At 69.8% G+C, this 22,829-nt stretch carries 23 protein-coding genes and 1 riboswitch; of the genes, 14 read left to right on the forward strand and 9 right to left on the reverse strand.

The window, feature by feature from the left end; translation table 11 throughout:
- Positions 1-54: 54 nt before the first annotated feature.
- The 4 genes from ASD66_RS11665 (at position 55) to ASD66_RS11680 (ending at position 5,836) form a co-directional block, all read left to right on the forward strand.
- Positions 55-600: a MerR family transcriptional regulator gene (locus ASD66_RS11665; RefSeq protein WP_056677640.1), complete on the forward strand. Its 546-nt coding sequence runs from the start codon at positions 55-57 to the stop codon at positions 598-600.
- A 104-nt stretch (positions 601-704) separates the two neighbouring features.
- A riboswitch (glycine riboswitch) is annotated at positions 705-811 on the forward strand.
- Between the two features lie 94 nt (positions 812-905).
- Positions 906-3,782 (forward strand): aminomethyl-transferring glycine dehydrogenase, encoded by a 2,877-nt coding sequence (gcvP, locus tag ASD66_RS11670; protein ID WP_056891014.1) that lies wholly within the window; start codon positions 906-908, stop codon positions 3,780-3,782.
- A complete protein-coding gene (locus tag ASD66_RS11675; RefSeq protein ID WP_056891015.1) occupies positions 3,779-5,116 on the forward strand; it encodes a serine hydrolase domain-containing protein in 1,338 nt (445 codons plus the stop codon). The genes gcvP and ASD66_RS11675 overlap by 4 nt, the downstream gene beginning before the upstream one ends.
- A 63-nt stretch (positions 5,117-5,179) precedes the next feature.
- Complete coding sequence (locus ASD66_RS11680) at positions 5,180-5,836, forward strand: GNAT family N-acetyltransferase (protein WP_056891016.1); 657 nt, start codon at positions 5,180-5,182, stop codon at positions 5,834-5,836.
- 34 nt (positions 5,837-5,870) lie between these two features.
- On the opposite strand, the gene ASD66_RS11685 is transcribed toward ASD66_RS11680, so the two are convergent.
- Together ASD66_RS11685 and ASD66_RS11690 are read right to left on the reverse strand one after the other, a co-directional pair.
- On the reverse strand, positions 5,871-7,292 hold the full coding sequence (locus ASD66_RS11685; RefSeq protein ID WP_056891017.1) for an HNH endonuclease: 1,422 nt from the start codon (positions 7,290-7,292) through the stop codon (positions 5,871-5,873).
- A 108-nt stretch (positions 7,293-7,400) separates the two neighbouring features.
- Positions 7,401-7,922: an AAA family ATPase gene (locus tag ASD66_RS11690; protein ID WP_056677656.1), complete on the reverse strand. Its 522-nt coding sequence runs from the start codon at positions 7,920-7,922 to the stop codon at positions 7,401-7,403.
- A gap of 107 nt (positions 7,923-8,029) precedes the next feature.
- Between ASD66_RS11690 and ASD66_RS11695 the strand changes: the two genes are divergently transcribed.
- Positions 8,030-8,770 (forward strand): class I SAM-dependent methyltransferase, encoded by a 741-nt coding sequence (locus ASD66_RS11695; protein ID WP_082599453.1) that lies wholly within the window; start codon positions 8,030-8,032, stop codon positions 8,768-8,770.
- Positions 8,767-9,339 carry a TOPRIM nucleotidyl transferase/hydrolase domain-containing protein gene (locus ASD66_RS11700; protein WP_056891019.1) on the forward strand — a complete coding sequence of 191 codons (573 nt, stop codon included), beginning with the start codon at positions 8,767-8,769 and terminating at the stop codon, positions 9,337-9,339. The genes ASD66_RS11695 and ASD66_RS11700 overlap by 4 nt, the downstream gene beginning before the upstream one ends.
- On the opposite strand, the gene ASD66_RS11705 is transcribed toward ASD66_RS11700, so the two are convergent.
- The 3 genes from ASD66_RS11705 to ASD66_RS11715 form a co-directional block, all read right to left on the reverse strand.
- Positions 9,336-10,220: a MaoC/PaaZ C-terminal domain-containing protein gene (locus ASD66_RS11705; RefSeq protein WP_056677664.1), complete on the reverse strand. Its 885-nt coding sequence runs from the start codon at positions 10,218-10,220 to the stop codon at positions 9,336-9,338. The two genes, ASD66_RS11700 and ASD66_RS11705, sit on opposite strands and share 4 nt — an antisense overlap.
- A 47-nt stretch (positions 10,221-10,267) precedes the next feature.
- The gene (gene kstD, locus ASD66_RS11710; RefSeq protein WP_056677666.1) at positions 10,268-11,953 is read right to left on the reverse strand and encodes a 3-oxosteroid 1-dehydrogenase; all 1,686 of its coding nucleotides are present in this window, start codon (positions 11,951-11,953) and stop codon (positions 10,268-10,270) included.
- Positions 11,954-12,052: 99 nt separating this feature from the next.
- A complete protein-coding gene (locus tag ASD66_RS11715) occupies positions 12,053-12,406 on the reverse strand; it encodes a GRAM domain-containing protein (RefSeq protein WP_056677670.1) in 354 nt (117 codons plus the stop codon).
- Positions 12,407-12,509: 103 nt separating this feature from the next.
- On the opposite strand from ASD66_RS11715, the gene hsaA reads away from it, so the two are divergent.
- The 6 genes from hsaA (at position 12,510) to ASD66_RS11745 (ending at position 17,488) form a co-directional block, all read left to right on the forward strand.
- The gene (gene hsaA, locus ASD66_RS11720; protein WP_056677673.1) at positions 12,510-13,676 is read left to right on the forward strand and encodes a 3-hydroxy-9,10-secoandrosta-1,3,5(10)-triene-9,17-dione monooxygenase oxygenase subunit; all 1,167 of its coding nucleotides are present in this window, start codon (positions 12,510-12,512) and stop codon (positions 13,674-13,676) included.
- A gap of 2 nt (positions 13,677-13,678) precedes the next feature.
- The gene (hsaD, locus tag ASD66_RS11725) at positions 13,679-14,584 is read left to right on the forward strand and encodes a 4,5:9,10-diseco-3-hydroxy-5,9,17-trioxoandrosta-1(10),2-diene-4-oate hydrolase (protein ID WP_056677675.1); all 906 of its coding nucleotides are present in this window, start codon (positions 13,679-13,681) and stop codon (positions 14,582-14,584) included.
- Entirely contained in the window at positions 14,581-15,483 is a 903-nt protein-coding gene (gene hsaC / locus ASD66_RS11730) for an iron-dependent extradiol dioxygenase HsaC (protein WP_156388646.1), read from the forward strand. Before hsaD ends, hsaC begins: the two co-directional genes overlap by 4 nt.
- A 16-nt stretch (positions 15,484-15,499) precedes the next feature.
- A complete protein-coding gene (locus ASD66_RS11735; RefSeq protein ID WP_235530058.1) occupies positions 15,500-16,132 on the forward strand; it encodes a flavin reductase family protein in 633 nt (210 codons plus the stop codon).
- A 25-nt stretch (positions 16,133-16,157) separates the two neighbouring features.
- Positions 16,158-16,658, forward strand: coding sequence for a hypothetical protein (locus ASD66_RS11740; RefSeq protein WP_056677678.1), 501 nt, complete (start codon positions 16,158-16,160; stop codon positions 16,656-16,658).
- Between the two features lie 68 nt (positions 16,659-16,726).
- Positions 16,727-17,488 (forward strand): enoyl-CoA hydratase-related protein, encoded by a 762-nt coding sequence (locus tag ASD66_RS11745; RefSeq protein WP_056677681.1) that lies wholly within the window; start codon positions 16,727-16,729, stop codon positions 17,486-17,488.
- 74 nt (positions 17,489-17,562) lie between these two features.
- On the opposite strand, the gene ASD66_RS11750 is transcribed toward ASD66_RS11745, so the two are convergent.
- Both ASD66_RS11750 and ASD66_RS11755 read right to left on the reverse strand, forming a co-directional pair.
- Positions 17,563-18,429 (reverse strand): HpcH/HpaI aldolase/citrate lyase family protein, encoded by an 867-nt coding sequence (locus tag ASD66_RS11750; protein ID WP_056677684.1) that lies wholly within the window; start codon positions 18,427-18,429, stop codon positions 17,563-17,565.
- 1 nt (position 18,430) lies between these two features.
- Positions 18,431-19,525, reverse strand: a complete 1,095-nt coding sequence (locus ASD66_RS11755; protein ID WP_056677685.1) for an HpcH/HpaI aldolase/citrate lyase family protein — start codon at positions 19,523-19,525, stop codon at positions 18,431-18,433.
- A 172-nt stretch (positions 19,526-19,697) separates the two neighbouring features.
- Between ASD66_RS11755 and ASD66_RS11760 the strand changes: the two genes are divergently transcribed.
- The gene (locus tag ASD66_RS11760; protein ID WP_056677688.1) at positions 19,698-19,931 is read left to right on the forward strand and encodes a WhiB family transcriptional regulator; all 234 of its coding nucleotides are present in this window, start codon (positions 19,698-19,700) and stop codon (positions 19,929-19,931) included.
- Positions 19,932-19,943: 12 nt separating this feature from the next.
- Here the strand turns inward: ASD66_RS11760 and ASD66_RS11765 are convergent, their stop codons facing one another.
- Positions 19,944-20,417, reverse strand: coding sequence for a hypothetical protein (locus ASD66_RS11765; protein ID WP_056677691.1), 474 nt, complete (start codon positions 20,415-20,417; stop codon positions 19,944-19,946).
- A 120-nt stretch (positions 20,418-20,537) separates the two neighbouring features.
- Between ASD66_RS11765 and ASD66_RS11770 the strand changes: the two genes are divergently transcribed.
- Positions 20,538-21,524: a GNAT family N-acetyltransferase gene (locus ASD66_RS11770; protein ID WP_235530059.1), complete on the forward strand. Its 987-nt coding sequence runs from the start codon at positions 20,538-20,540 to the stop codon at positions 21,522-21,524.
- Between the two features lie 56 nt (positions 21,525-21,580).
- Here the strand turns inward: ASD66_RS11770 and ASD66_RS11775 are convergent, their stop codons facing one another.
- Positions 21,581-22,804: a lipase family protein gene (locus tag ASD66_RS11775; protein ID WP_056891020.1), complete on the reverse strand. Its 1,224-nt coding sequence runs from the start codon at positions 22,802-22,804 to the stop codon at positions 21,581-21,583.
- Positions 22,805-22,829: the final 25 nt, after the last annotated feature.

A 22,829-nucleotide genomic window follows, 5' to 3' on the forward strand; every position in this document is an offset into this window, starting at 1 on the left:
AACGAAACCGGATCGGCGGACAGGCAGTCCGCCGAACACGAGGTGGCAGCCGGCATGGCCGATGAGCAGGGACTGCTCTTCACCGATGACGTCTCGCCGCTGCCCAGTGACCAGGGCTACCGCGGTCCGACGGCGTGCAACGCCGCCGGCATCACCTACCGCCAGCTCGACTACTGGGCCCGCACCGGTCTCGTCGAGCCCACCGTGCGCGGTGCGACCGGCTCCGGCACCCAGCGCCTCTACAGCTTCCGCGACATCCTGATCCTCAAGGTGATCAAGCGCCTCCTCGACGCCGGCATCTCGCTCCAGCAGATCCGCACGGCCGTCCAGCACCTGCGCGAGCGCGGCACCGACGACCTGACCCGCGTCACGCTGATGAGCGACGGCGCCTCGGTCTACGAGTGCACCAGCAACGACGAGGTCATCGACCTGCTCCAGGGCGGCCAGGGTGTCTTCGGCATCGCCATCGGCGGTGTCTGGCGCGAGATCGAAGGCTCGCTCGCCGCACTGCCCAGCGAACGCGCTGCCGACCCCGCCGCCGAGAGCACCAGTGCGGCCGACGAACTCGCCGCCCGCCGCGCGGCACGCAAGATCGGCTGACCCAGCCCGATCCCACACCCTCCGGTCCGGCCCGCCACACTCGATGTGGCGGGNGACTGCCGAGGCCGGGATCCGTCGCGCCGGTGATAGGTTTGCCGCGCTGACAATCCCGCACGGGAGAGTCTTCTCGGCTGCCGGCTGGTGGTCGTGGAGCGCCGAAGGGGCAACCCCTCCCCGGAACCTCTCAGGCGCCAAGGACCGTGCGGGCTGGCGACTCTGGAGTGGCGCGGGCACCCTGCGCGCGATGACAGAGGGGGAGGTGGGGTGTGCAACCGCATTCCCCCTGCCAGCCACTTGGAGTCCACGTGTCAGACCGCCAGACGCTCGCCGATCTCGACAACGCGCTGCCGTTCACCGAGCGCCACATCGGCCCGCAGGCCGACGAGATCGAGACGATGCTCGCCCGCCTCGGCTACGCCGGCCTCGACGAGCTGATGAGTGCCGCGGTGCCCGGAGGCATCCGCAGCGCCGCTGAGCTCGAGCTGCCGACCGCCGCGACCGAGTCGGCCGTCGCCAAGGAGCTGCGCGAACTGGCGGCCAGCAACCGGCCCGCGGAATCGTTGATCGGGCTGGGTTACCACGGCACCATCACCCCTCCGGTCGTACGCCGCAACGTGCTCGAGGACCCGAGCTGGTACACCGCCTACACGCCGTACCAGCCGGAGATCTCGCAGGGCCGGCTCGAGGCCCTGATCAACTTCCAGACCATGGTCGGTGACCTGACCGGCCTGCCCACCGCGAACTCGTCCCTGCTCGACGAGGGCACCGCGGCCGCCGAGGCGATGACCCTGGTCCGCCGGGCGAACAAGAAGGCAAAGGGCCCGTTCGTCGTCGACGCCGACGCGCTGCCGCAGACCATCGAGGTGGTCCGCACCCGCGCCGAGGCGATGGGCATCGAGGTCGTCGTCGCCGACCTGGCCGAGGGCCTTCCCGAGGGTGAGCTGTGCGGCGTGCTCGTGCAGTACCCCGGAGCCTCGGGTCGCGTGCTCGACCCTCGCGCGGTCATCGAGGAGACCCACGCCCGCAACGGCCTGGCCGTCGTGGCTGCCGACCTGCTCGCCCTGACCCTCCTCGAGTCGCCCGGCGAGCTCGGGGCCGACGTGGCCGTCGGCTCCTCCCAGCGCTTCGGGGTGCCGCTGTTCTACGGCGGCCCGCACGCCGGCTTCATGGCGGTCAAGGCCGGGCTCGAGCGCCACCTGCCCGGCCGTCTGGTCGGTGTGTCCGTCGACGCCGAAGGGCGCCCGGCGTACCGCCTGGCCCTACAGACCCGTGAGCAGCACATCCGCCGCGACAAGGCCACCTCCAACATCTGCACCGCGCAGGTGCTGCTCGCCGTGGCCGCGTCGATGTACGCCGTCTACCACGGTCCCGCCGGCCTCAAGGCGATCGCGACCCGTGCCCACCGCTACGCGACGGTGATCGCGGCCGCGCTGGCCGGCGCAGGCGTGGAGGTCGTGCACTCCGACTTCTTCGACACCCTGACCGTGCGGGTGCCGGGCAGGGCCGCCGAGGTGATCGCCTCCGCACGCGCCCTCGGCCTGCACCTGCGCCACATCGACGACGACCACATCGGCCTGACCACCTCCGAGACCACGACCCGCTCGACGGTCACCAGCGTGCTGAAGGCGTTCGGCGCCCCGGGCGATCTCGACGCGCTCGACCGCGCGACGGACGACGCACTGCCTGCCGGCCTGCTCCGCGAGACCGGCTACCTCGACCACGAGGTGTTCAACACCCACCACAGCGAGACCGCGATGCTGCGCTACCTGCGCAAGCTCTCGGCCCGTGACTACGCGCTCGACCGCGGCATGATCCCGCTGGGCTCGTGCACGATGAAGCTCAACGCGACCACCGAGATGGAGCCGATCAGCCTGCCCGGCTTCGCCGACCTGCACCCGTTCGCCCCGGCCGCCGACGCCGCGGGCTACCAGCGCCTGGTCAACGACCTCGAGGGCTGGCTGGCCGAGGTGACCGGTTACGACCGGGTGTCGATCCAGCCCAACGCCGGCTCGCAGGGCGAGCTGGCCGGACTGCTCGCGATCCGTGGTTTCCACCGCGCCAACGGCCAGGCCGAGCGCGACATCTGCCTGATCCCGTCGTCGGCCCACGGCACCAACGCGGCCTCCGCCGTGATGGCCGGCATGCGCGTCGTGGTCGTCAAGGCCGCCGACGACGGCTCGATCGACCTCGACGACCTGCGCGCCCAGTGCGAGGAGCACTCCGACGACCTCGCCGCGATCATGGTGACCTACCCGTCGACCCACGGCGCCTACGAGGACTCCATCACCGACCTCACCAAGCTCGTGCACGACCACGGCGGCCAGGTGTACGTCGACGGCGCCAACCTCAACGCGCTCCTCGGCTACGCCAAGCCGGGCGAGTTCGGCGGCGACGTGTCGCACCTCAACCTGCACAAGACCTTCTGCATCCCGCACGGCGGTGGCGGTCCCGGGGTCGGCCCGGTCGCCGTGCGTGCGCACCTGGCGCCGTACCTCCCCTCGCACGGGCAGCACCCGGTCGAGGCGATGCGCTCCGGCATCGGCGCGATCAGCGCCGCGCCGTACGGCTCGGCCGGCATCCTGCCGATCTCGTGGGCCTACATCCGGTTGATGGGCGGCGCCGGGCTCACCCGCGCCACCGCGGTGGCGGTCCTCGCGGCCAACTACGTCGCCGCTCGACTCGGCGAGCACTACCCGGTGCTCTACAAGGGCCACGGCGGGCTGGTCGCCCACGAGTGCATCCTCGACCTGCGCGGCCTCACCAAGGACAGCGGCGTCAGTGTCGACGACGTCGCCAAGCGCCTGATCGACTACGGCTTCCACGCGCCGACCATGTCGTTCCCGGTCGCCGGAACCCTGATGGTCGAGCCGACCGAGTCCGAGGACCTCGCCGAGATCGACCGGTTCTGCGACGCGATGATCGCGATCCGCGAGGAGATCGCGCGCGTCGAGGCAGGGGAGTGGACCCCTGAGAACTCGCCGCTTCGTGGTGCCCCGCACACCTCGCGCGCGCTGGTCGCTGACTGGGACCGCGCCTACTCCCGCGAGCAGGCGGTCTTCCCGACCGGCCCCGACCCCGACAAGTACTGGCCGCCGGTGGCCCGCATCGACCAGGCGTACGGCGACCGCAACCTGGTCTGCGCGTGCCCGCCGCCGGAGGCGTTCGCCGAGGTCGCCGAATGAGCCTGCCGGTCCGGCCGGTCGAGGCGGTGACCGCGCGTCGCCTGTTGGCGAAGATCGCGCACGTCCAGGTCAACGGTCGCCTGCCCTCGATCGTGGCAGGCGTCGTCCGTGACGGCGCCCTGGTGTGGTGCGACGGGTACGGCGACGTGCAGGGTGAGCCCGCCGACGTGCAGTACAAGATCGGCTCGATCACCAAGACGCTGACCGCAGTGCTGATCCTGCAGCTGGTCGACGAGGGATCCCTGTCCCTGGAGGACACCGCCGGCTCGGTGCTGGGAGACGTCGGCTACGGCGACCGCACGATTCGCAGCCTCCTCGCGCACAACTCCGGCATGCAGGCCGAGCCCAACGGCTCGTGGTGGGAGCGCAGCCCCGGGCTCTCGTTCGACGAGCTCGCGGCCGCCAACGCCGACTCCACGGGTGCCCTCCCGGTCGGGCAGCAGTTCCACTACACGAACCTCGCCTACGGCCTGCTCGGCGAGGTCGTCGCCCGGTTGCGTGGTGACACCTGGTGGTCCAACGTGCAGTCCCGCATCCTCGAGCCGCTCGGCATGACGCGGACGTCGTACCAGGCCGAGGGCGTCCACGCACAGGGCACCAGCATCGATCCCTACTCCGGCGAGGCGACCGACGAGCCGCACCCCGACACCGGTGCGATGGCGCCGGCGGGCCAGCTCTGGAGCACGGTCACCGACCTGGCGACGTACTGCAGCTTCCTGCTCGAGGGTCACCCCGACGTGCTCTCGAAGGAGTGGCTCGAGACGGCCTACATCCCGCAGTCCGGCGCCCTCGCCTCGGGCCTCGCGTCAGGTCACGGCCTGGGCTTCCAGATGCACCGCGGCGGCTCGGGCACCCTGGTCGGCCACACCGGCTCGATGCCCGGCTTCGTGGCGACCTGCTTCGTCGACCGGGTGCGCCGCACCGGCGTGGTCGGCTTCGCCAACGCGATGAGCGGCATGCCCGCGGACTCGCTGGCCACCACACTGCTCGAGGAGCTCGAGGCGAGCGAGCCGACCTTGCCGCAGGCGTGGCGCCCGTCGACCGACGTGCCCGCGGAGGTGCGCGAGGTGCTCGGCGTGTGGCACTGGGGACCCAAGATGTTCGTGTTCCGCTGGGAGCGCGACGAGCTGGTGGTCTCCAGGGACGGCGTGGTCGCCTATCGATATCGCCTGCGCGACGGTTCGCTGGTCGGCACTGCCGGCTACCAGATGGGGGAGACGCTCCGGGTGGTGCGCAACGACGACGGCTCGGTCAACCACCTCGACCTGGCCACGTTCATCTTCACGCGCACGCCGTACGACCCGAACGCGCCGATTCCCGGCGGGCTTCCGTAGTCTCGAACCGGGCCCGGCCATATCGGTTTGCGAACGGACACTGCCGCCGACAGGGTGGTCGCCATGACCCTCGCCGACCAGTTCCCGCCGTTCGGGCTCCGCATCCACTGTGGTGACCTCGAGCTGGTGCCGATCACGGACGACGTGATCCCCGGCCTGGTGGAGCTCGCGCTCGACGGAATCCATGCCCCCGACGCCATGCCGTTCTACGTGCCGTGGAGCACCGCGCCGCGCGAGGAGCTGGGCCGCAACATGGCGCAGTTCTACTGGCAGGGTCGCGCGACCTTCTCGCCTGCCGCCTGGTCGCTGCACCTGGCGGTGCGCCACACCGGCGAGCTGGTCGGCTGCCAGGACGTCTCCACGCGCGACTTCGCCGTGACGCGCACGGCTGAGACCGGGTCGTGGCTGGCGTCGAAACACCAAAGCCGCGGCATCGGGACGCGCATGCGCCAGACGATCCTCGCCTTCGCGTTCGACGAGCTCGGCGCCACCGAGATGACGTCGGGCGCCTTCACCGACAACCCGGCCTCGCTCGCGGTCAGCCGCAAGGTCGGCTACCGGCCCAACGGTGTCGAGCGCCGGCAACGGCGACCGGGTGAGCTGGCGCAGGTGCAGCGCCTCATCGTCGGCCCCGACGACTTCAGGCGCGGCGAGCCGATCACCGTGACCGGCATCGAGGCGTTCCGCTTGTTCATCGGGCTCGACCAGTCCGACAGGTGAGCCGTGGGGACCTGTGTCTTGACGCCCGGCTTGCTCAGGCTGGCGGCGGCAGGTCGGCGCGCTCGGCATCGGGAGGCAACGCGGGCGGGGCTTTCGAGCGGTAGACGTGTCCGGTGGGCGTGATGAACTCGACCTCGTGACCTCCCGGTCGCGGATCGCTCACCCTGGTGCGCCATTCGGGTGCTTCCTTGGCCAGGTTGTGGCCCTCGCAGAGCCCTTGCCCGTTGACCCGCGTGCTCTCGCCCCCGTCGGCGTGGCGCACAGGGTGGTCGATGTCGTCGATGAGTCGCTCACAGCCCGGCATGCGGCATTCCTGATCGCGATCACGGATGAAGGCCTTGTCGGCTTCGGTGTGCCGGCGGCGCCTGGGATCGCGGTCGGTGGCGACACCGGTGACCGGGTCGGTGAAGATACGGCGCAACCACACGGGCGCACCAGGCTGGTTGGCGAGATCGCGCGCCGTCTGCGCGGGCACGGGCATTCCGTCGTTCATGCGGGCCGGGCGATCGGAGAAGCCGAGCAGGGTGTCGGGGGTCATCACGAGACCCACCTCGACGGGCACCAGTTCGGCCGACTTCTGGCCGGTGAGCCGCTCGACGAACAGGTCGGCCATCAGCTGGTTGATCGTGCGCAGGTCGCCGCCGGCCTTGATCGCCTCGGCCGAGGCCTTGAGGTTGGCGTAGACGGAAACGCCCTTGGCCACCGGTAGCAGCCCGGTCACGTAGGTCATCGTGTTCGGGGTCGGGCGGATCGTCACCCTGCGCTGCTGCGCCGACTTCGCGGCGCGGCGCACGGCGGCCTTGGGGTCGAGCTCGTTGCCGAGGGCACGTGCCCGGTCGCCGGCTCGACGCGGTGTGAGGCCGAGGACCTCGGGGCTGAAGACTTCGCCCGTCTTCGTGTCGACGGTCGTGGCGCACAGCGACTGGTCGACAGCGGCGCGGTCCTTGAACTTGAGGATCGCGGTCTCCTTGACCAACAGGGTCGCGACCCACTCGCTGATCTGCCCGCGCGTCAGGAGGTCATGGGTGTGAGGCATCTCGGCCATCGCCTTCGCGAAGCCAAGGTGACGTGAGCCGAGTGACGTGGAGCATCCGCGGGCCAGCGCGACCTGGTCGCCGATGCCCCGGCCGAGGTCGCGTTCGATGCGCTCGGCCTTTGCCTCCAGCCCAGCTGCTCTCGCCTCATCGGCGGCGTCGCGCTGCCGAGACAGCTGCGACTGCTCGAACGCCTGCGTGATGCGGGCCTGGGCCGCGGCGGTGGCGGCCTTCAACCGTTCGAGCAGGGTCAGCTGGTCGACCCGGGCGATGTCGTTGCCGGGGCTGTCGAGCTGCGGGTCTCCGTCGAGTCGGGCGATCGCCTCGATCATGTCGTCGAGCATGGCCGGCGCGGCATGCTCGCTCACCCGCAGGACGCCGGGTGCGACCTGTTCGAGGAGCGGAGCTGCCGTGGTTGTCATGTGATCCAGTCAAGCCGTGCCCACTGACAACGGACCCTGGAAACCAGCCCTTGATCCCGAAATGTGAGACAACTCGAGAAGTATTTTTCAGGTCCCGGGCGCTTGCGCTCAGGAGAGGTCGAGACGTGGAAGCGACGGCCAGCGCTGCGATGCCCAGTGCGACCAGCTCTCGAAGGTCCGCGGTGCGGCAGGTAGCGGCTCGCCTGCCACCTCTGCCGCCGTGGGCGGCGTGAAGGACGCCAGAAACCCGTCGTGATCGTCGGAGCTCATCTCATAGGCCGACGTGGTGTCACGCTGCCAACGGACCTCGGCGCGTGCCCTGCGTTCGGCTTCCCCGACCTCGAGGTGGTGAAGCGAGAACGAGGCTTCGGCGCGCGCGGCGACATCCCGGATGGCGTAACGCTCCTCGATCGACCAGCACCCGAAGTCCAGGATCACAGAGAGTCCGCCGCGAAGGGACTGATGGGCGACCCATATGAACCGGCCCTCGAGCAGGGCGCGCTTCTCGGCCTCGTCGGTGTGACCGAAGAGGGGCACCATCCACTCGTCCGGGGTCAGTCGGAGGGCGCCCGTGTCCGCTTCGATCCTGCGGGCCTGTGCCGTCTTCCCGGCTCCGGGCAGGCCGACCATGAGGTGCAGGACGGGAGGAGAAACCATGTCTCGACCCTTGCGCACGCGAGGCTGCGGGGCCACTCACTTTCCGGGGATCCACCCACGGTCGGTGCAGACTGGCTGTCATGCCCAACCATGTGGACCCACGACGGGCACTGGTGTTCGGCCAGGTCGCCGCGGACTACGCGCGCTTCCGACCGGCCTGTCCGGACGCAGCGGTGGACTGGCTGACGGACGGCGCCTCGGTCGTGGCCGAGCTCGGCGCGGGCACCGGCCAGCTCACCGGGAAGCTGCTGGAGCGGGCCATGACGGTGCACGCGGTGGAGCCCGACGAACGCATGCTCGCCGTGCTCCGCAGGGAGTTCCCCGCTGCGCTGGCACACCACGAGTCCGCCGACAGCATCCCGCTCGCCGACCACAGCGTCGACGCGGTGGTCAGCGCTGACGCCTGGCACTGGTTCCCGGTCGAGGAGACGGTGGCCGAGGTGCGCCGCGTGCTCAGACCGGGCGGATGGCTCGGCCTGGCGTGGAACGTGCCCGCACCCCAATCCACCTGGGAGTTCGAGCTCGCGGGAGTCGACCCGGACAAGAAGGAGTCGTCACCCGCCGACCGCGCGGGCTTCGGTCCGTTCCCTGACGACGAGAGCACGCGTGAGAACTTCCCGTGGGCCTGGCCGGTCGACCCCGAGTCGTTCCGGGGATACCTGGCCACGAACTCCGCACTCATCATGATGGAGCCGGGGGAGCGGCAGGAGAGGCTCGACGCGGCCGAGGTCGTCGTGCGCCACGCCTGCCGGGCCCTCGGTACGACGAGCGTCGCGATGCATCACACGGCCGCCTGCTTCCGCTGGACCCCGGCCCCATGACCAGCACGTCGGAGGCAAGGGCGGTGGTGCTGGTCGAAGGCGACAGTGACCGCAACGCCGTGCTCACGCTGGCCGAGAGGCTGGGACGCGACCTGCGCGCGGAACGGGTCGAGGTGGTGGCCATGGGCGGCGCGACCAACATCGGTCACGCGCTCGAGGAGTACGGCCCCGGCGGGCGGGACCTCGAACTGCACGGCCTCTACGACGAGGGCGAGGAGCGGTTCTTCCGCCGCGGCCTCGAACGCGTCGGCCTCGGCGCCGACCTGGACCGCGACCAGTTGGCGGAGCTCGGGTTCCACTGCTGCGTCGTCGACCTGGAGGACGAGCTCGTGCGGGCGCTCGGCGTACCAGCGGTCGAGGCGATCATCGAGTCCGAGGGGGAGGCCCGGTCGTGGGGGCGCTTCCTCTCCCAACCCGACCGGGCCGGACGCCCGATGCAGGACCAGCTTCGGCGCTTCATGGGCACCAGGTCCGGCCGCAAGATCAGGTACGGCGGCCTGCTGGTCGCGGCACTCGATCTCGACCGGGTGCCCGATCCGCTGGCCGCACTGATGGCGGGTCTCGCCTAGGCCTTCGTCAGCACGCAGTCCGCAAGCACGGGGGAGCCGTCGCGCTGCTCGTGCTCGCTGGCGATCGTGGCACTGACGAGCACGCGATCACCCTCGTCCCAGGCCTGCACACGGATCGTCTCGCCCGGGAACACGATGCCGGCGAAGCGGGCCGCGAAGCCACCCACGCGCGACGCGTCGCCGTCGAGCAGCAGGTCGGTCACCTCGCGCAGCACGATGCCGTACGAGCACAGGCCGTGCAGGATCGGCGCCGGGAAGCCCGCGCCCTTGGCGAACGCCGGATCGGCGTGCAGGGGGTTCCGGTCGCCGCAGAGGCGGTAGAGAAGCGCCTGCTGGGGCGTGACGGCGTACGACGACTCGGCGTCGGCGTCCCGGGTCGGGAGCTCGACCTTGGTCGACGGACCGCGCTCGCCACCCCAGCCGCCCTCGTTGCGCACGAAGATGCTGGAGCGCACGGTCCAGAGGTGCTCGCCGGACTCGGTGTGGGCCTCGCCCTCCTGCACGATGACGGCGGCCTTGCCCTTGTCCCAGACGTCGGAGATCTTCGTCTTCAGGGTGGCCGAGCCAGAGGCCGGGATCGGCGCGTGCACGACGACCTCCTGCGATCCGTGCAGCACCATCTGGAGGTCGATGTCGCAGCCGGGCAGGTCGAGGGCGGGTGGGTTCGTCTCGTGGAACGTCGGCGCGACGACCCCGAACGACGGCAGCACCTGGAGGTTGTCGTCGTCGAGCGTGTAGCGCAGCGCTCCGGCGTCGGTGTTGTCGCCGGCCCGGGAGCCGGCGCCGATGCCGAGGTGGTAGAGCAGCACGTCTGACTCGTTCCACGAGAACGTGCGGTCGGGGAGGGAGGCGCCGACGGCGACCTGGGTGTCGATGGGCATGGGCAGACCTTCTCAGTGGTGGGCGAGCGAATGGAGCGGGCTCCCGATCACCGGGAAGGGGCGCGGTCGGCGCCGATGGAGTCAGCAATCGCGTTGGCGGCGATCCACCCGAACGTGATCGCGGGGCCGATGGTCGCGCCGGCGCCGGCGTACGTGTGGCCCATCACGGCCGAGGAGACGTTGCCGGTGGCGTAGAGGCCCTCGATCACCGAGCCGTCGGGCCGCAGCGCCCGCGCCTTCGCGTCGGTGACGATGCCGCCCTTGGTGCCGAGGTCGCCGGGCACCATCTTCACCGCGTAGAACGGCCCCTCCTCGATCGCGCCCAGCGACGGGTTGGGCTTGACCCGCGGGTCGCCGTAGTAGCGGTCGTACGCCGAGTCGCCGCGACCGAAGTCGAAGTCCTTGCCGGTCCGCGCATAGCCGTTGAACGTGGCGACCGTGTCAGTGAGGGCATCTGCGGGCACGCTGATCTTCTCGGCCAGCGCCTCCAGAGTGCCTGCCTTCACGATCACGCCCGACTTGAACCATCGGCCCGGGAACGGCTGCCGCGGGCCGAGCCCGGCGAAGAGGTAGCGGTTGCGGTAGCGCTGGTCGATGATCATCCAGCTGGGGAAGTGGTCGATGCCGGTGCGCTCGGCGGAGTCGTACATCGCGTGCACCGCGTCGACGTACGGCGCGGCCTCGTTGCCGAACCGCAGGCCGGCCTGGTTGACGATCATCGAGCCGGGGAGGTTGCGCTCGGCGAGGCAGAACCACGGGCCACTCGGCAGTGGGATGGAGGGCCCCCACCAGGCGTCGTCCATCAACGCCAGCTCGGCGCCGATCTTCTCGCCGGCCAGGATCCCGGCGCCGGTGTTGCCGGCCGCGCCGGTGGTCCAGTCGGAGCCGATCGGCGCACGTTGGTGCTTCTGTCGCATCTCGGCGTTGTGCTCGAACCCGCCGCAGGCGAGGATCACGCCGTGCCGAGCGGTCAGCACCTGCTCGGTGCCGTCGCGGGTGACCACGACGCCGCTCACCCGCCCGTCGCGGACCTCGAGGTCGGTGAGCGGCGTTTCGTACCAGACCGGGATGTCGCGGTCGAGGAGGCCCTTGCGCATGCCGATCATCATCGCCATGCCCATGCCGTACATCCGCTTGCCGAGGGCCATCGTCAGGATGCGGGTCAGGAGGACCTTGATCATGGTGAGCGGTCCGCGAAGGGTGCGCATGCCGAGCGAGATCTTGCGGAAGTCGGCCTGCGTGACCACCATGCCGGCCGGTGCCTTGGTGTAGGACTTCGTGAGCCGGTCGAGCTCGTCGCCGATCACCTTGCCGTCGATCGGCTTCGGCTCGACGCTGCGGCCGCTTGCCTTCCCGCCCGGTGCCTCGGGGTAGTAGTCGCTGTAGTGCGGGACCCAGGTGAAGTCTGCGGCGGAGTTGTTGCGCACGAACTCCAGGGCGGCCGGTCCGTTCTCGACGAACGCGTCGATCCGGTCGCGGGGGACCGAGTCGCCGATGATCGAGTAGAGGTACTCCTTGACCTCGGCCACGGACTGGGTCTGGCCGGCCTTCTTGAGCGCATGGTTGTTGGGGATCCAGACCCCGCCTCCCGACCGGGCCGTGGAGCCGCCGAACCCGTCGGTGCTCTCGATGACCAGGGTGTCCAGGCCACGCTCGTGCGCGGCCAGCGCCGCGGTGAAGCCACCGCCGCCGGTGCCGACGACGATCACGTCGTACTCGGTCTTCTCGCCCACACTGCCTCCGCTGTCAGTCCCGCTGTGCGGGCTCCTACACCGCAAAACTGTAACAGGTTCTACCAGTAGCGCAGAGCCCTTGGTCGACGCTTGGTGGGATCAGCGCCGGGGCAGCGCGCGTCGGATCGCGTCGGCCTTCTTGCTCTTCGCGTTCACCACGAACAGCTGCTGGGATCCGTCGTCGAGCCCGATCCGGAGTCGGGAGCGCAACCCGCCGCCGAAGAAGTCCGCAAGGCTGATCGGCGACTTCCCGACGTCGGAGATCGAGCTGAGTGGAACCTGCCAGACCCGACCGCCGAGGTTCGCGTCCAGGGCGTGCGGCTCGAAGATCAGGCGGTGTGAGGTCAGCACCAGGTGGCCGCCCAGGGCGCGCTGGCTGTGTACCGAATGGTTGGCCCGCCAGCTGGCGATGACGGTCTCGTCGGCTCGAAGGGTGCTCTTGGGTTTCCTCACGGCGGCGATCGTAGCCGCGCCGTCGAAGAGGCAGCGTCCTCGCGGAAAATGAGAACGTGTTCTAGTATTGGTCGAGAGATCCCACCAAGCCAGGAGACAAGAGATGTCGAAGGAAGTCCTCGACGGAGTGCGCGACCTGCTGCCGACGTTCCGCGAGCGGGCCGACGAGGCCGAGAAGCTGCGCCAGGTTCCCGAAGCCTCCGTGAAGGCGCTCGAGGAGACCGGCTTCTTCCGTCTCCTGCAGCCCCGGCGCTTCGACGGGCTCGAGGCCGACCCGGTCGACTTCTTCACCGCAGTGAAGGAGATCGCCTCGGCCGACGGCTCCACCGGCTGGATCTCGTCGGTGCTCGGCGTACACCCCTGGCAGGTCGCGCTCTTCCCCGACGACGCGCAGCAGGCGGTGTGGGGCTCGGACACCGCGACCCGCCTCTCGTCGTCGTACGCGCCGACCGGCAAGGCCGTGCTGACCGACGGTGGCTACACGCTCTCGGGAAAGTGGTCGTTCTCCTCCGGCTCCGCCCACGCCAGCTGGGTGCTGCTCGGCGGCCTGGTCTTCGACGCGGACGGCAACGTGGTCGACTTCAAGACCTTTCTCGTCCCGCGCGACAAGTACGAGATCGTCGACGTCTGGAACGTGGTCGGGCTCAAGGGCACCGGCTCCAACGACATCGTCGTCGACGACGTCTTCGTGCCGGAGGCGTTCACCTTGTCGATGAGCGACACCGGCCGCTGCTTCGGCCCGGGCCAGGAACAGAACCCCGGCAACCTCTACAAGCTGCCCTTCCACTCGCTGTTCACCACGACGATCAGCTCCCCGATCATCGGCATGGCGTCGGGGGCGTACGCCGAGCACGTCGACATGCAGCAGAAGCGGGTGCGTGCGGCGTACCTCGGTGAGAAGGCGTCCTCGGACCCGTTCGCGGCGGTGCGCATCGCCCGCGCCGGCTCGGAGATCGACGCGGCGTGGGCCCTGTGCATGGCCAACATCCGCGAGGAGCAGGCCCAGGTCGAGCGCGGGGAGAAGATCCCGCTCCAGCTGCGCCTGAGGGTGCGCCGCGACCAGGTGCTCGGCACGCAGCGCGCGATCGACGCGATCGACGCGCTGTTCGAGGCCTCGGGTGGCAGGGCGCTGGCCGAGGGCACGTACCTGCAGCGCGCCTGGCGCGACGCGCACGCCGGCCGCGTGCACGCGGCCAACGATCCCGAGCGCGCACTGAAGATGTACGGCGACCTCGAGTTCGGGCACAAGATCGACCCGGGGATGTACTGATCGTGACGCTGGCACAGGACGACGTACGCCGCACGGCCACGGTCGACGGGCTCACGATCAACTACTACGACTCGGCTGATTTCGAGACAGGCGCAGAAGGCCTTGCTCAACCCACGACAGGGCCGCTGCCGCTGGTGATGCTGCACGGCGGTGGACCGGGTGCCTCCGCGTGGTCGAACTTCGGTGCCGCGCTGCCCGGATTCGCCAAGGACTTCCGCACGATCCTCGTCGACCAGCCCGGCTTCGGTGGCTCCGACAAGCCGCCGGTCGAGGGCAACTACTACCGCTTCGCCGCGTCGTACGTCGTGGGCCTGCTCGACAAGCTCGGCATCGACCGCTGCCACCTGCTCGGCAACAGCCTCGGCGGCGGCACGGCGATGCGGCTGGCCCTCGAACACCCCGAGCGGGTCGCGCGGCTCGTGCTGATGGGGCCGGGCGGGCTCTCGCTCAACCTGTTCCACGCCGACCCCACCGAGGGCGTCAAGCGGTTGATGGAGTTCGGCGCCGACCCGACCCGTGAGGCCCTGAAGGCATTCATCTCGACGATGGTGGTCAACCAGGCGCTGGTCACCGACGAGCTGGTCGAGGAGCGCTTCGCCGACGCCACGGCGCCGGGGTCCCGCGAGGCGATGGCGTCGATGGGCGCGTCGTTCTGGAATCCCGACACGTTCGAGGACGGCATGCTCTGGCGCGAGGCCTACAAGCTGCGCCAGCACACGCTGCTCACGTGGGGGCGCGAGGACAGGGTGAACCCGCTCGACGGTGCACTGGTGGCGCTGAAGCTGATCCCGAAGGCGCAGCTGCACGTCTTCCCGAACTGCGGCCACTGGGCGCAGATCGAGGCGGCCGAGGAGTTCCGCCAGGTGACCACACAGTTCCTCGACAACCATGTGGAGCGTGCCAAGTGACGATCGACATCAAGTCCATGGGCTACGTGCGCGTGGCCTCCACCGACCTCGACCAGTGGCGCCACTTCGCGGGCAAGGTGCTCGGTCTCGGTGAGGGTCGTGGGCCGTCCCCGGACAACCTCTACTACCGCATCGACCAGGTCTCGGCCCGGCTCGTGGTGTTCCCCTCCGACGTCGACCGGCTCGAGGCCACCGGCTGGGAGGTCGCCGACCACCAGGCGCTGCAAGAGGCCCGCGAGCACCTCGAGAAGGCGGGCGTCGCCTTCGAGGAAGGGACGCCCGACGAGCTTGCCGAGTGGCGCGTGCAGGAGCTGGTCCGTTTCGAGGACCCGTGGCAGAACGTCTTCGAGCTCTTCCACGGCATCACCTACGAGTCACGCCCGGTCGTCACGCCGTACGCCGCGACGTTCGTCACCGGCGACCAGGGCATGGGGCACATCGTCGTACCGGTCACCGACGACGTGGAGGCGCTGCGCTTCTACACCGAGGTGCTCGGCTTCCGGCTGCGCGACTCGATGAGCATGCCGGGGGAGTTCGTCGGCAAGGAGCCCGGCTCGAAGGTGTGGTTGCGGTTCCTCGGCGTGAACCCGCGGCACCACTCGCTGGCGTTCCTCCCGATGCCAAACCCGAGCAAGTGCGTGCACATCATGCTTGAGGTCGAGAAGCTCGACGACGTCGGTCGCGCGCTGGAGCGCGTGCGCAAGCACAAGGCGCCACTCTCGGCCACCCTCGGACGTCACATGAACGACGAGATGGTGTCGTTCTACGTGAAGTCGCCCGGCGGTTTCGACGTCGAGTTCGGTACCGAGGGTCTCCAGGTCGACGACGCGCGCTGGGTGGCCAGGGAGTCGACCGCGGTCTCATACTGGGGCCACGATTTCGGCGGCGGCGGTGGCTGACGGGACAATGGACACCATGACCGACCACGACATCCCGACCGGCATGCGTGCCGACGCGCGTGAGTCCTGGCCGCCGCGGGAGCTGATCGACTCCTTCCTGGGCAACTTCGACTTCGAGTTCCGCCCGGGTGAAGCGACCGACATCGCCGACACCGCGGCCGCCCAGGAAGCGGCCCGTCGGTTCCGCGACGTACTCGGTCGCTTCGCCAGTGGCGTCACCGTGATCACCTCGGTCGCCGGCGACGAGCCGGTCGGCATGACCTGCCAGTCGTTCTCCTCGATCTCGCTCGACCCGCCGCTGGTGATGTTCAGCCCGGCCAAGACGTCGCGCGCCTGGCCGCTGATCCAGCGCTCCGGTCACTTCTGCGTGAACTTCCTGGCCGCGGGCCAGGAAGACCTGTCGAACGTGATGGCCAGCCGGGGCACCGACAAGTTCGCCGGCCTCGAGTGGTCGCTGTCGAAGACCGGCGCCCCGCTGTTCGACGGCATCGTCGGGTACGTCGACTGCACCGTGCACGCCGTGCACGAGGCGGGCGACCACTACGTCGTCATCGGCAGGGTCCAGGACATGGACTTCACCGTCGGTGCATCTGGCGAGACCCCCGACCCGTTGCTCTACTTCCAGGGTGCGTACCGCACCGTCACGTGACCGCAGCCGGTGGCAGGATGACCGCGTGAGCGACACGGAGGCGGACCTCGACGGCCTGGGTGAGGCCCTCGACGACGACGTGGGTCGCGACGAACCCGCTGGTGCTGATTTCTCCGACCGCCTGGTCCGGCGGTTCCTGCGGTTGTGCGAGAACCCGATCACCCGCGACCGCATGCTGCGCATGGTGCAGGCCAGTGTCTCCGACGCCCGTTCCGCCCAGCGCTTCTACAGCTTCCTCAACAACCGGATGGGCGGTCTGGTCGGACGCCGCCGCCGGGTGCAGATCTCCACGTCGCGCATGGAGCTGATCGGCTCCCAGCTGATGGGGATGGCCATGCTGCGCTACGTGCTGAAGGTCGAGCCGATCGCCTCGATGTCGATCGATGAGCTGGCCCCGATGGTGGCCGCCGGGGTGCGTGGCGTGCTCCGTAGTCAGCCCGGCGTGCTCGCTGCAGAGGCCGCACCAGTTGAGGGAAACCCCGCCGAGGCCCTGCTGCCCTACAAGGCCACCGGCCGCCCGCTCTGACCGGGCTCGCCGTCTCGCCGTCGAGTCCTGTGTCAGGGGCGGGGTCGTGGTCGCCGTACCCTGCCTGCGTGCCAGAAGAACTCCAGATCAGCCGGGGTGACGGCGTCGTCACCGTCACCTTCAACCGCCCGGAGCGCCACAACGCCTTCACCACGGCGATGTACGCAGGTCTCCGTGACCTGTGCAGCGAGCTGCGCCAGGACACCTCGGTCAAGGTGCTCGTGCTCCGCGGTGCCGGTGGCCGCGCGTTCGCCGCGGGCAACGAGATCTCCGACTTCGTGAACGCCGACGCGGTGGCCTACGAGACCTGGATCCGCGAGCTGCTCCAGGCGCTCTTCGAGCTGCCGCAGGTCACGATCGCCGCGGTCGAGGGCGTCTGCGTCGGTGGCGGACTGGCCGTGGCCACACACTGCGACCTCCGCATCGCCACCCCGGGGTCGCGTTTCGGCTACCCGATCGCCCGCACCCTCGGCAACGCCCTGTCGGCACCGATCGTCTATCGCTGCTCGTCGGTCTTCGGGGAGTCGCTGACCCGGGAGATGCTGCTCGCCTCGCGCCTCGTCGACGCCGACCGGGCGTACGCCGTGGGCGCGGTGATGTCGGTCACTGACGACCTGGACGCCGAGCTGTCCAGCCTGGTCGACGGCATCGGCAAGGCCTCCGGGGTCACGCTGCGCACCACGAAGGCCCAGCTGACCGCTCGCGCCGAGACCCTCGAAGCAGCGCCGTCGGATGACGACGACGTGCTCCGAGAGGTCTACACCGGCAGTGACTTCGCCGAGGGCGTGCGGGCGTTCCTGGCGAAGGAGAAGCCGGCCTTCAAGGCCTGACCTGTCGCCAGTTCATATCGACCCGTCGCCAGTTCCGATCGACCCGTCGTGAAGTTCACGACGGGTCGACCCAGTCAGGCGTCGAGGGCGCTGATCGCCTCGGCGATCGAGAGGGTGCGCTGGGCGGACTCGACGTGCAGGTTCTCGACCATCTTGCCGTTGTAGGTCACGACGCCGGCGCCCTTGCCGTCCTCGAACGCCTGGATCAGGCCACGCGCGTCCTCGATCGCCTGCTCCGACGGGGCGAACGCCTCGTTGGCGCCGGCGACCTGGCCGGGGTGGATCAGCGTCTTGCCGTCGAAGCCCATCTCGCGGCCCTGCTGGCACTCGGCCAGGAAGCCCTCGGTGTTCTTCACGTCGTTGTAGACGCCGTCGATCACCGCGATGCCGGCGGCCCGGCCGGCGAGGAGGGCGGTGTGCAGGCTGGGCAGGATCGGCGCGCGGCCGGGCACGTGCTCGGCGTAGAGCTCCTTGACCAGGTCGTTGGTGCCGAGCACGAACGCACCGAGACGCTCGGAGGCGCGGGCGATCGAGAGGGCGTCGAGGATCGCGATCGGGGTCTCGACCATGGCCCACAGCTTGGTGTGCTCCGGGGCGCCGGCCTTCTCCATCGCGGCGACGAGCTGCTTGACCTCGTCGGCCGAGTTGACCTTGGGCACGACGATGGCGGCCGGTCCGGCCTGCGAGGCGGCGACGATGTCGGCGTCGTGCCACTCGGTGCCGATGCCGTTGACCCGGATGGTGACCGTACGGCGGCCGTACTCACCGCTCGACGCAGCGGCCGCGGCGGACTCGCGCGCGGCCGGCTTGGCATCGGGGGCGACCGCGTCCTCGAGGTCGAGGATGAGGCCGTCACAGGCGATCGACTTGGCCTTCTCGAGGGCCCGCTCGTTGGAGCTGGGCATGTAGAGGACCGAGCGCAGCGGGGTGAACTCAGTCATGTCAGGCCTCCACGGAGATCGCGTCGTACTGCTTCTTGAGCTCGGGGTCGATGGCGGCCAGTTCCTCGGCCAGGGCGACCATCACCTTGCACTGCTTGACGGAGGCGTCGTCCTCCATCTTGCCGTCGAGCATCACCGCACCGGTGCCGTCGCCCATGGCCGCGATGACGCGACGTGCGTGGGTGACGTCCTCGACACTGGGGGAGAAGACCTTGTTCGCAATCGCGATCTGCTTGGGGTGCAGCGACCAGGCGCCGACACAGCCGAGCAGGAACGCGTTGCGGAACTGGTCCTCGCAGCCGACCACGTCGGCGATGTCGCCGAAGGGGCCGTAGTACGGGAAGATCCCGTGCATTGCGCAGGCGTCGACCATGCGGGCGATCGTGTAGTGCCACAGGTCCTGCTGGTAGGTCGGACGCGGGGCGTCGATCTGGCTGTTGCCCTCGGCGTCACGCGGGGCGTCCTCGCGCACGAGGTAGCCGGGGTGGCCGCCGCCGACACGCGTGGTCTTCATCCGACGGTCCGCGGCCAGGTCGGCCGGGCCGAGCGAGAGGCCCTGCATGCGCGGCGAGGCGGCGCAGATCTCCTCGACGTTGGCCACCCCGCGGGCGGTCTCGAGGATCGCGTGCACCTGGAGCGGCTTGGTGATGCCGGCCTTGGCCTCGAGCTGGGCCAGGATCCGGTCGATGTAGTGGATGTCCTCGGCGCCCTGCACCTTCGGGACCATGATCACGTCGAGCTTGTCGCCGATCGCGGGGACCAGCGTGGTCAGGTCGTCGAGCACCCAGGGGGAGTCGAGGGAGTTGATCCGGGTCCAGAACTGCGTCGGCCCACTGGCTGAACCAAGATTGGCAACCTCCTGGCCGATCTTCACGAGGCCGTTGCGGGCCTTCTCCTTGTTCTCGGCCTTGACCGCGTCCTCGAGGTTGCCGAGGAGGACGTCGGTGGTGCCGACCATCGCGGGCACCTTCGCCGCCATCTTCTCGTTGCCGGGGTCGAAGAAGTGGATCGCCCTCGACGGGCGGGCCGGCATCTCACGCAGCGGCGCGGGTGCACCGACGGCGAGGGGGGCGAAGAAGTCCTTGGCGGTTCGCAACGATCTGCTCCTCAGTGTGCGGGCACGCCCAGAGGGACGGCGTACCGGATTCACCGGCGAACCTAGCAGGGCTGCAGGCCGGGTCGTCATGACCGGCGTCACGCGAGACGGTCGTCGCGTCTAAGGCATCTGCCCGATGCAACCAACTACCTCAGACGGTCACTCTCGATGAGTGACGTCGCCGCCCTGCACCCAGTCTCCCCACCTGTTCTTCGCCGAGCACCCGGCTGCTCTCGACCGCGCCAGGCAGCTGTGCGCACAGTGCCCCCTGGCGCTGGAGTGCCTGACCGGGGCCCTCGAGCGGGGCGAGCCGTACGGCGTCTGGGGCGGCCAGATCGTGATCGACGGTGCCGTCGTGGCGCACAAGCGCGGCCGAGGCCGCCCGCGCAAGGACGAGGCGGCCTGACCCGCCTCGGCCTCAGCCGGCGTAGGTGTACTGCGGCCGGTTCGCGCTCGCCCTGGCGACGATCGCGGTGACCAGGGTCGCCACCCAGCCGGCGACCGTGAGGAAGGCGAAGGCAGCGGCGAGCTGGCCGCTGAGGTCGATCAGCCGGTCTGAGTGGCCGAAGACCTGGGTGAGGAACGACAGCTCACTCTCCTCGCTGTCGCCGAAGTCGGGCAGGAACAGCCCGAAGCCGGCGAGGCCGACCCACATGGCCACGTGCGCGATCGACTGGGCGCTGGTGAAGCGGCGCGGACGCGTCGCGACGGTGTAGGCCACGACGTTCGAGATGATCAGGGCCACCACCACGAACGGACCCACGAGCAGCGGCAGGATCAGCAGGAACCAGCCGCCGACGCCGAAGAGCACCCGGCCGGCCCACGCCCAGAACAGGAGGGCGATGGTCAGGGGGAGGTTGGCGAAGAACAGGAACCGTCCGAAACTCTGCATGCCCCCATCCTGTCCGGTCGGCGCGTGGTTCGAACCCGGTACGCGTACTCATCCTTGCCAGGAGGATCGTCGCCGGAAAACCCGTGGCGCCGAGGGCCCCGGCAGAGGATCGTCAACGCCATGGAGATCACGCAGTTCGGCCCTGACGACAGGGTCCCGCTCCAGGGCATGGTCGACGTCGCGAACGCCACGATCGCGGTCGACGCGCCCTGGTCGCACCCCGCCACCATGACGTCGTACGACGGGATGCTGCGCAACGGCTGGGACGGCGAACCGTCGGTGCCGTTCCTGGCGACGGTCGACGGTCTGCCCGTTGCCTACGCGACGTACGGCACGAGCGAGTGGGACAACCTCGAGCTCGCCTGGGTTGGCGTCGAGGTGCACCCGGCGCACCGCCGCCGGGGCCACGGCACCGCCCTGTTGGAGTTCCTGCTCGACCGGGCTCGGGCGGAGGGGCGTACCAGCGTCGGCACCGACGCCTGGGAGTCCGAAGCGGCACGGGCGTTCACCGCGCGCCACGGCCTCGAGCAGAAGTCGCAGGCGATCAACCGTCGCCAGGTGCTGGCCGACGTCGACTGGAACGTCGTCCGGGGCCTGCACGACCACGCCGGGGCCGGGGCCGCCGACTACGAGCTCGTCCGCCGCATCGGGTTCACGCCCGACGACGAGCTCGACAAGCTGGCCGAGATGACCGCGGCCATCAACGACGCTCCGACCGATGACCTCGAGATCGAGGACGAGGTCTTCACCGGCGAGCGGGTGCGCAACTACGAGCACGCCCAGCTCAGCAGCGGCGGCCGTCTCCATCGCCTGATGGCGCGCAACCGGACGACGGGCGAGCTGGCGGGACAGTCGGTGGTGGTCGTGGAGTCCGAGCGACCGTGGATCGGTCACCAGCACGACACCTCGGTGGTGCGCGCCCATCGGGGCCATCGGCTCGGACTGGTGTTGAAGTCGGCGATGCTCCTGTGGCTCCACGAGGTCGAGCCACAGCTGGCCGCGATCGACACCTGGAACGCCGAGTCGAACGACTACATGATCTCGGTCAACGAGCAGCTCGGCTATCGCGTGATGGGTCGCGAGGTGCAGTACCAGCGCGGGCTCTGACGCGGGTCGGGCCCGCCTGCGCACCGTGCGAAGGCGGGCCCGGTCTCGGCGCAGGATCAGAGGCGCCAGCAGCTGTTCAACGCGGGCAGGCCGGCGAATCGGGCCTCGAGGAACAGGAAGATGGTCGGGATCGACGCCACGTAGTCACCCACGTGGGTGGGTGCGAAGTTGGTGTCGAACTGCACCTTCGTGCCCTGGCCGCACCATCGCTGGGCCAGCTGCTTGCCGGTCTTGTAGGGGATCACGTCGTCCAGCGCCGAGTGGGTGATCAGCACGGGCACGTTGGGCTTGCGTCCGTTGCCGATCAGCTGGTCGGCCACCATCTGGTTGAACGGCGCCTTGGTCAACAGGTCCGTGACCGGCAGGCCGTTGGTGGTCAGGTCCTTCGACTTCACGAACGGGAAGGTGGCCAGCGAGTCCAGGGTGCACTGGGTCGACAGCGTGGCCATCATGGCCTGGCCCTTCGCGTTGAGCATCGGGGTCATGTCGATGCCATAGCTGTTCGCCAGGGCCGAGACGGCGTACCCCATGAACGAGACGTACAGGGACCCGTCGAGGTTGATGGCCACCTGGCTGAGGTCCGCGGGGACCGCGCCGGCGGCGACCGCCTTCAGGTTGATCTCCGGGGCGTACGTCGGAGCCAGCTCACCGGCGGACGCGGCGGCGCCGCCACCCTGGGAGAACCCGCTGATCGCGACCGGGTTCGCGGCGGTGACCCCGGAGCCGGGCAGGCGCTGGGCGGCACGGACCGAGTCGAGGACGGCGTGGCCCTGGGTCTCGCGCATCATGTAGGTGTGCTCGCCCTCGGTGCCGAGGCCCTCGTAGTCGGTGACGACGATGGCGTAGCCGCGGGCCAGCAGCCCGGCGATGAACGGGCCTTCGTACTCCAGGCCCTTGCCCAGCGTGCGCGACGGCGCACACTGGTCGCCCATGCCCTGGGTGCCGACGGCGTACCCGATGAGGGGGCGCTTGCCTGCGCCGACCCACGGGGTCTTCGGCGTCAACACCGTGCCGGTGACCGCGACCGGCACTCCGGTGCGGTCGGTGGAGCGGTACATGATCCGCTGCACGTCGGCGTCGGCCTTGATCAGCTTGACCGGGTCGACGTAGAACTCGGACGGCTCCGACCTGACGATGTCGCCGTTGTTGGCCGGCAGCGTCGTCGGTGTGTCGTAGAACGATGTGCCGTCGGCCTGTGCCGGCGACGCCGTGGCCAGCGGACTCAGTGACAACGCCAGCAGCGCGCCTGCGGCCACGCGGGCCCAGGTGTTCTTCCTCATTCGGCAACTCCCTCTTGTGTCCCCC

Origin of the sequence: Nocardioides sp. Root151, assembly GCF_001427925.1 — a bacterium.
GTDB lineage: Bacteria > Actinomycetota > Actinomycetes > Propionibacteriales > Nocardioidaceae > Nocardioides.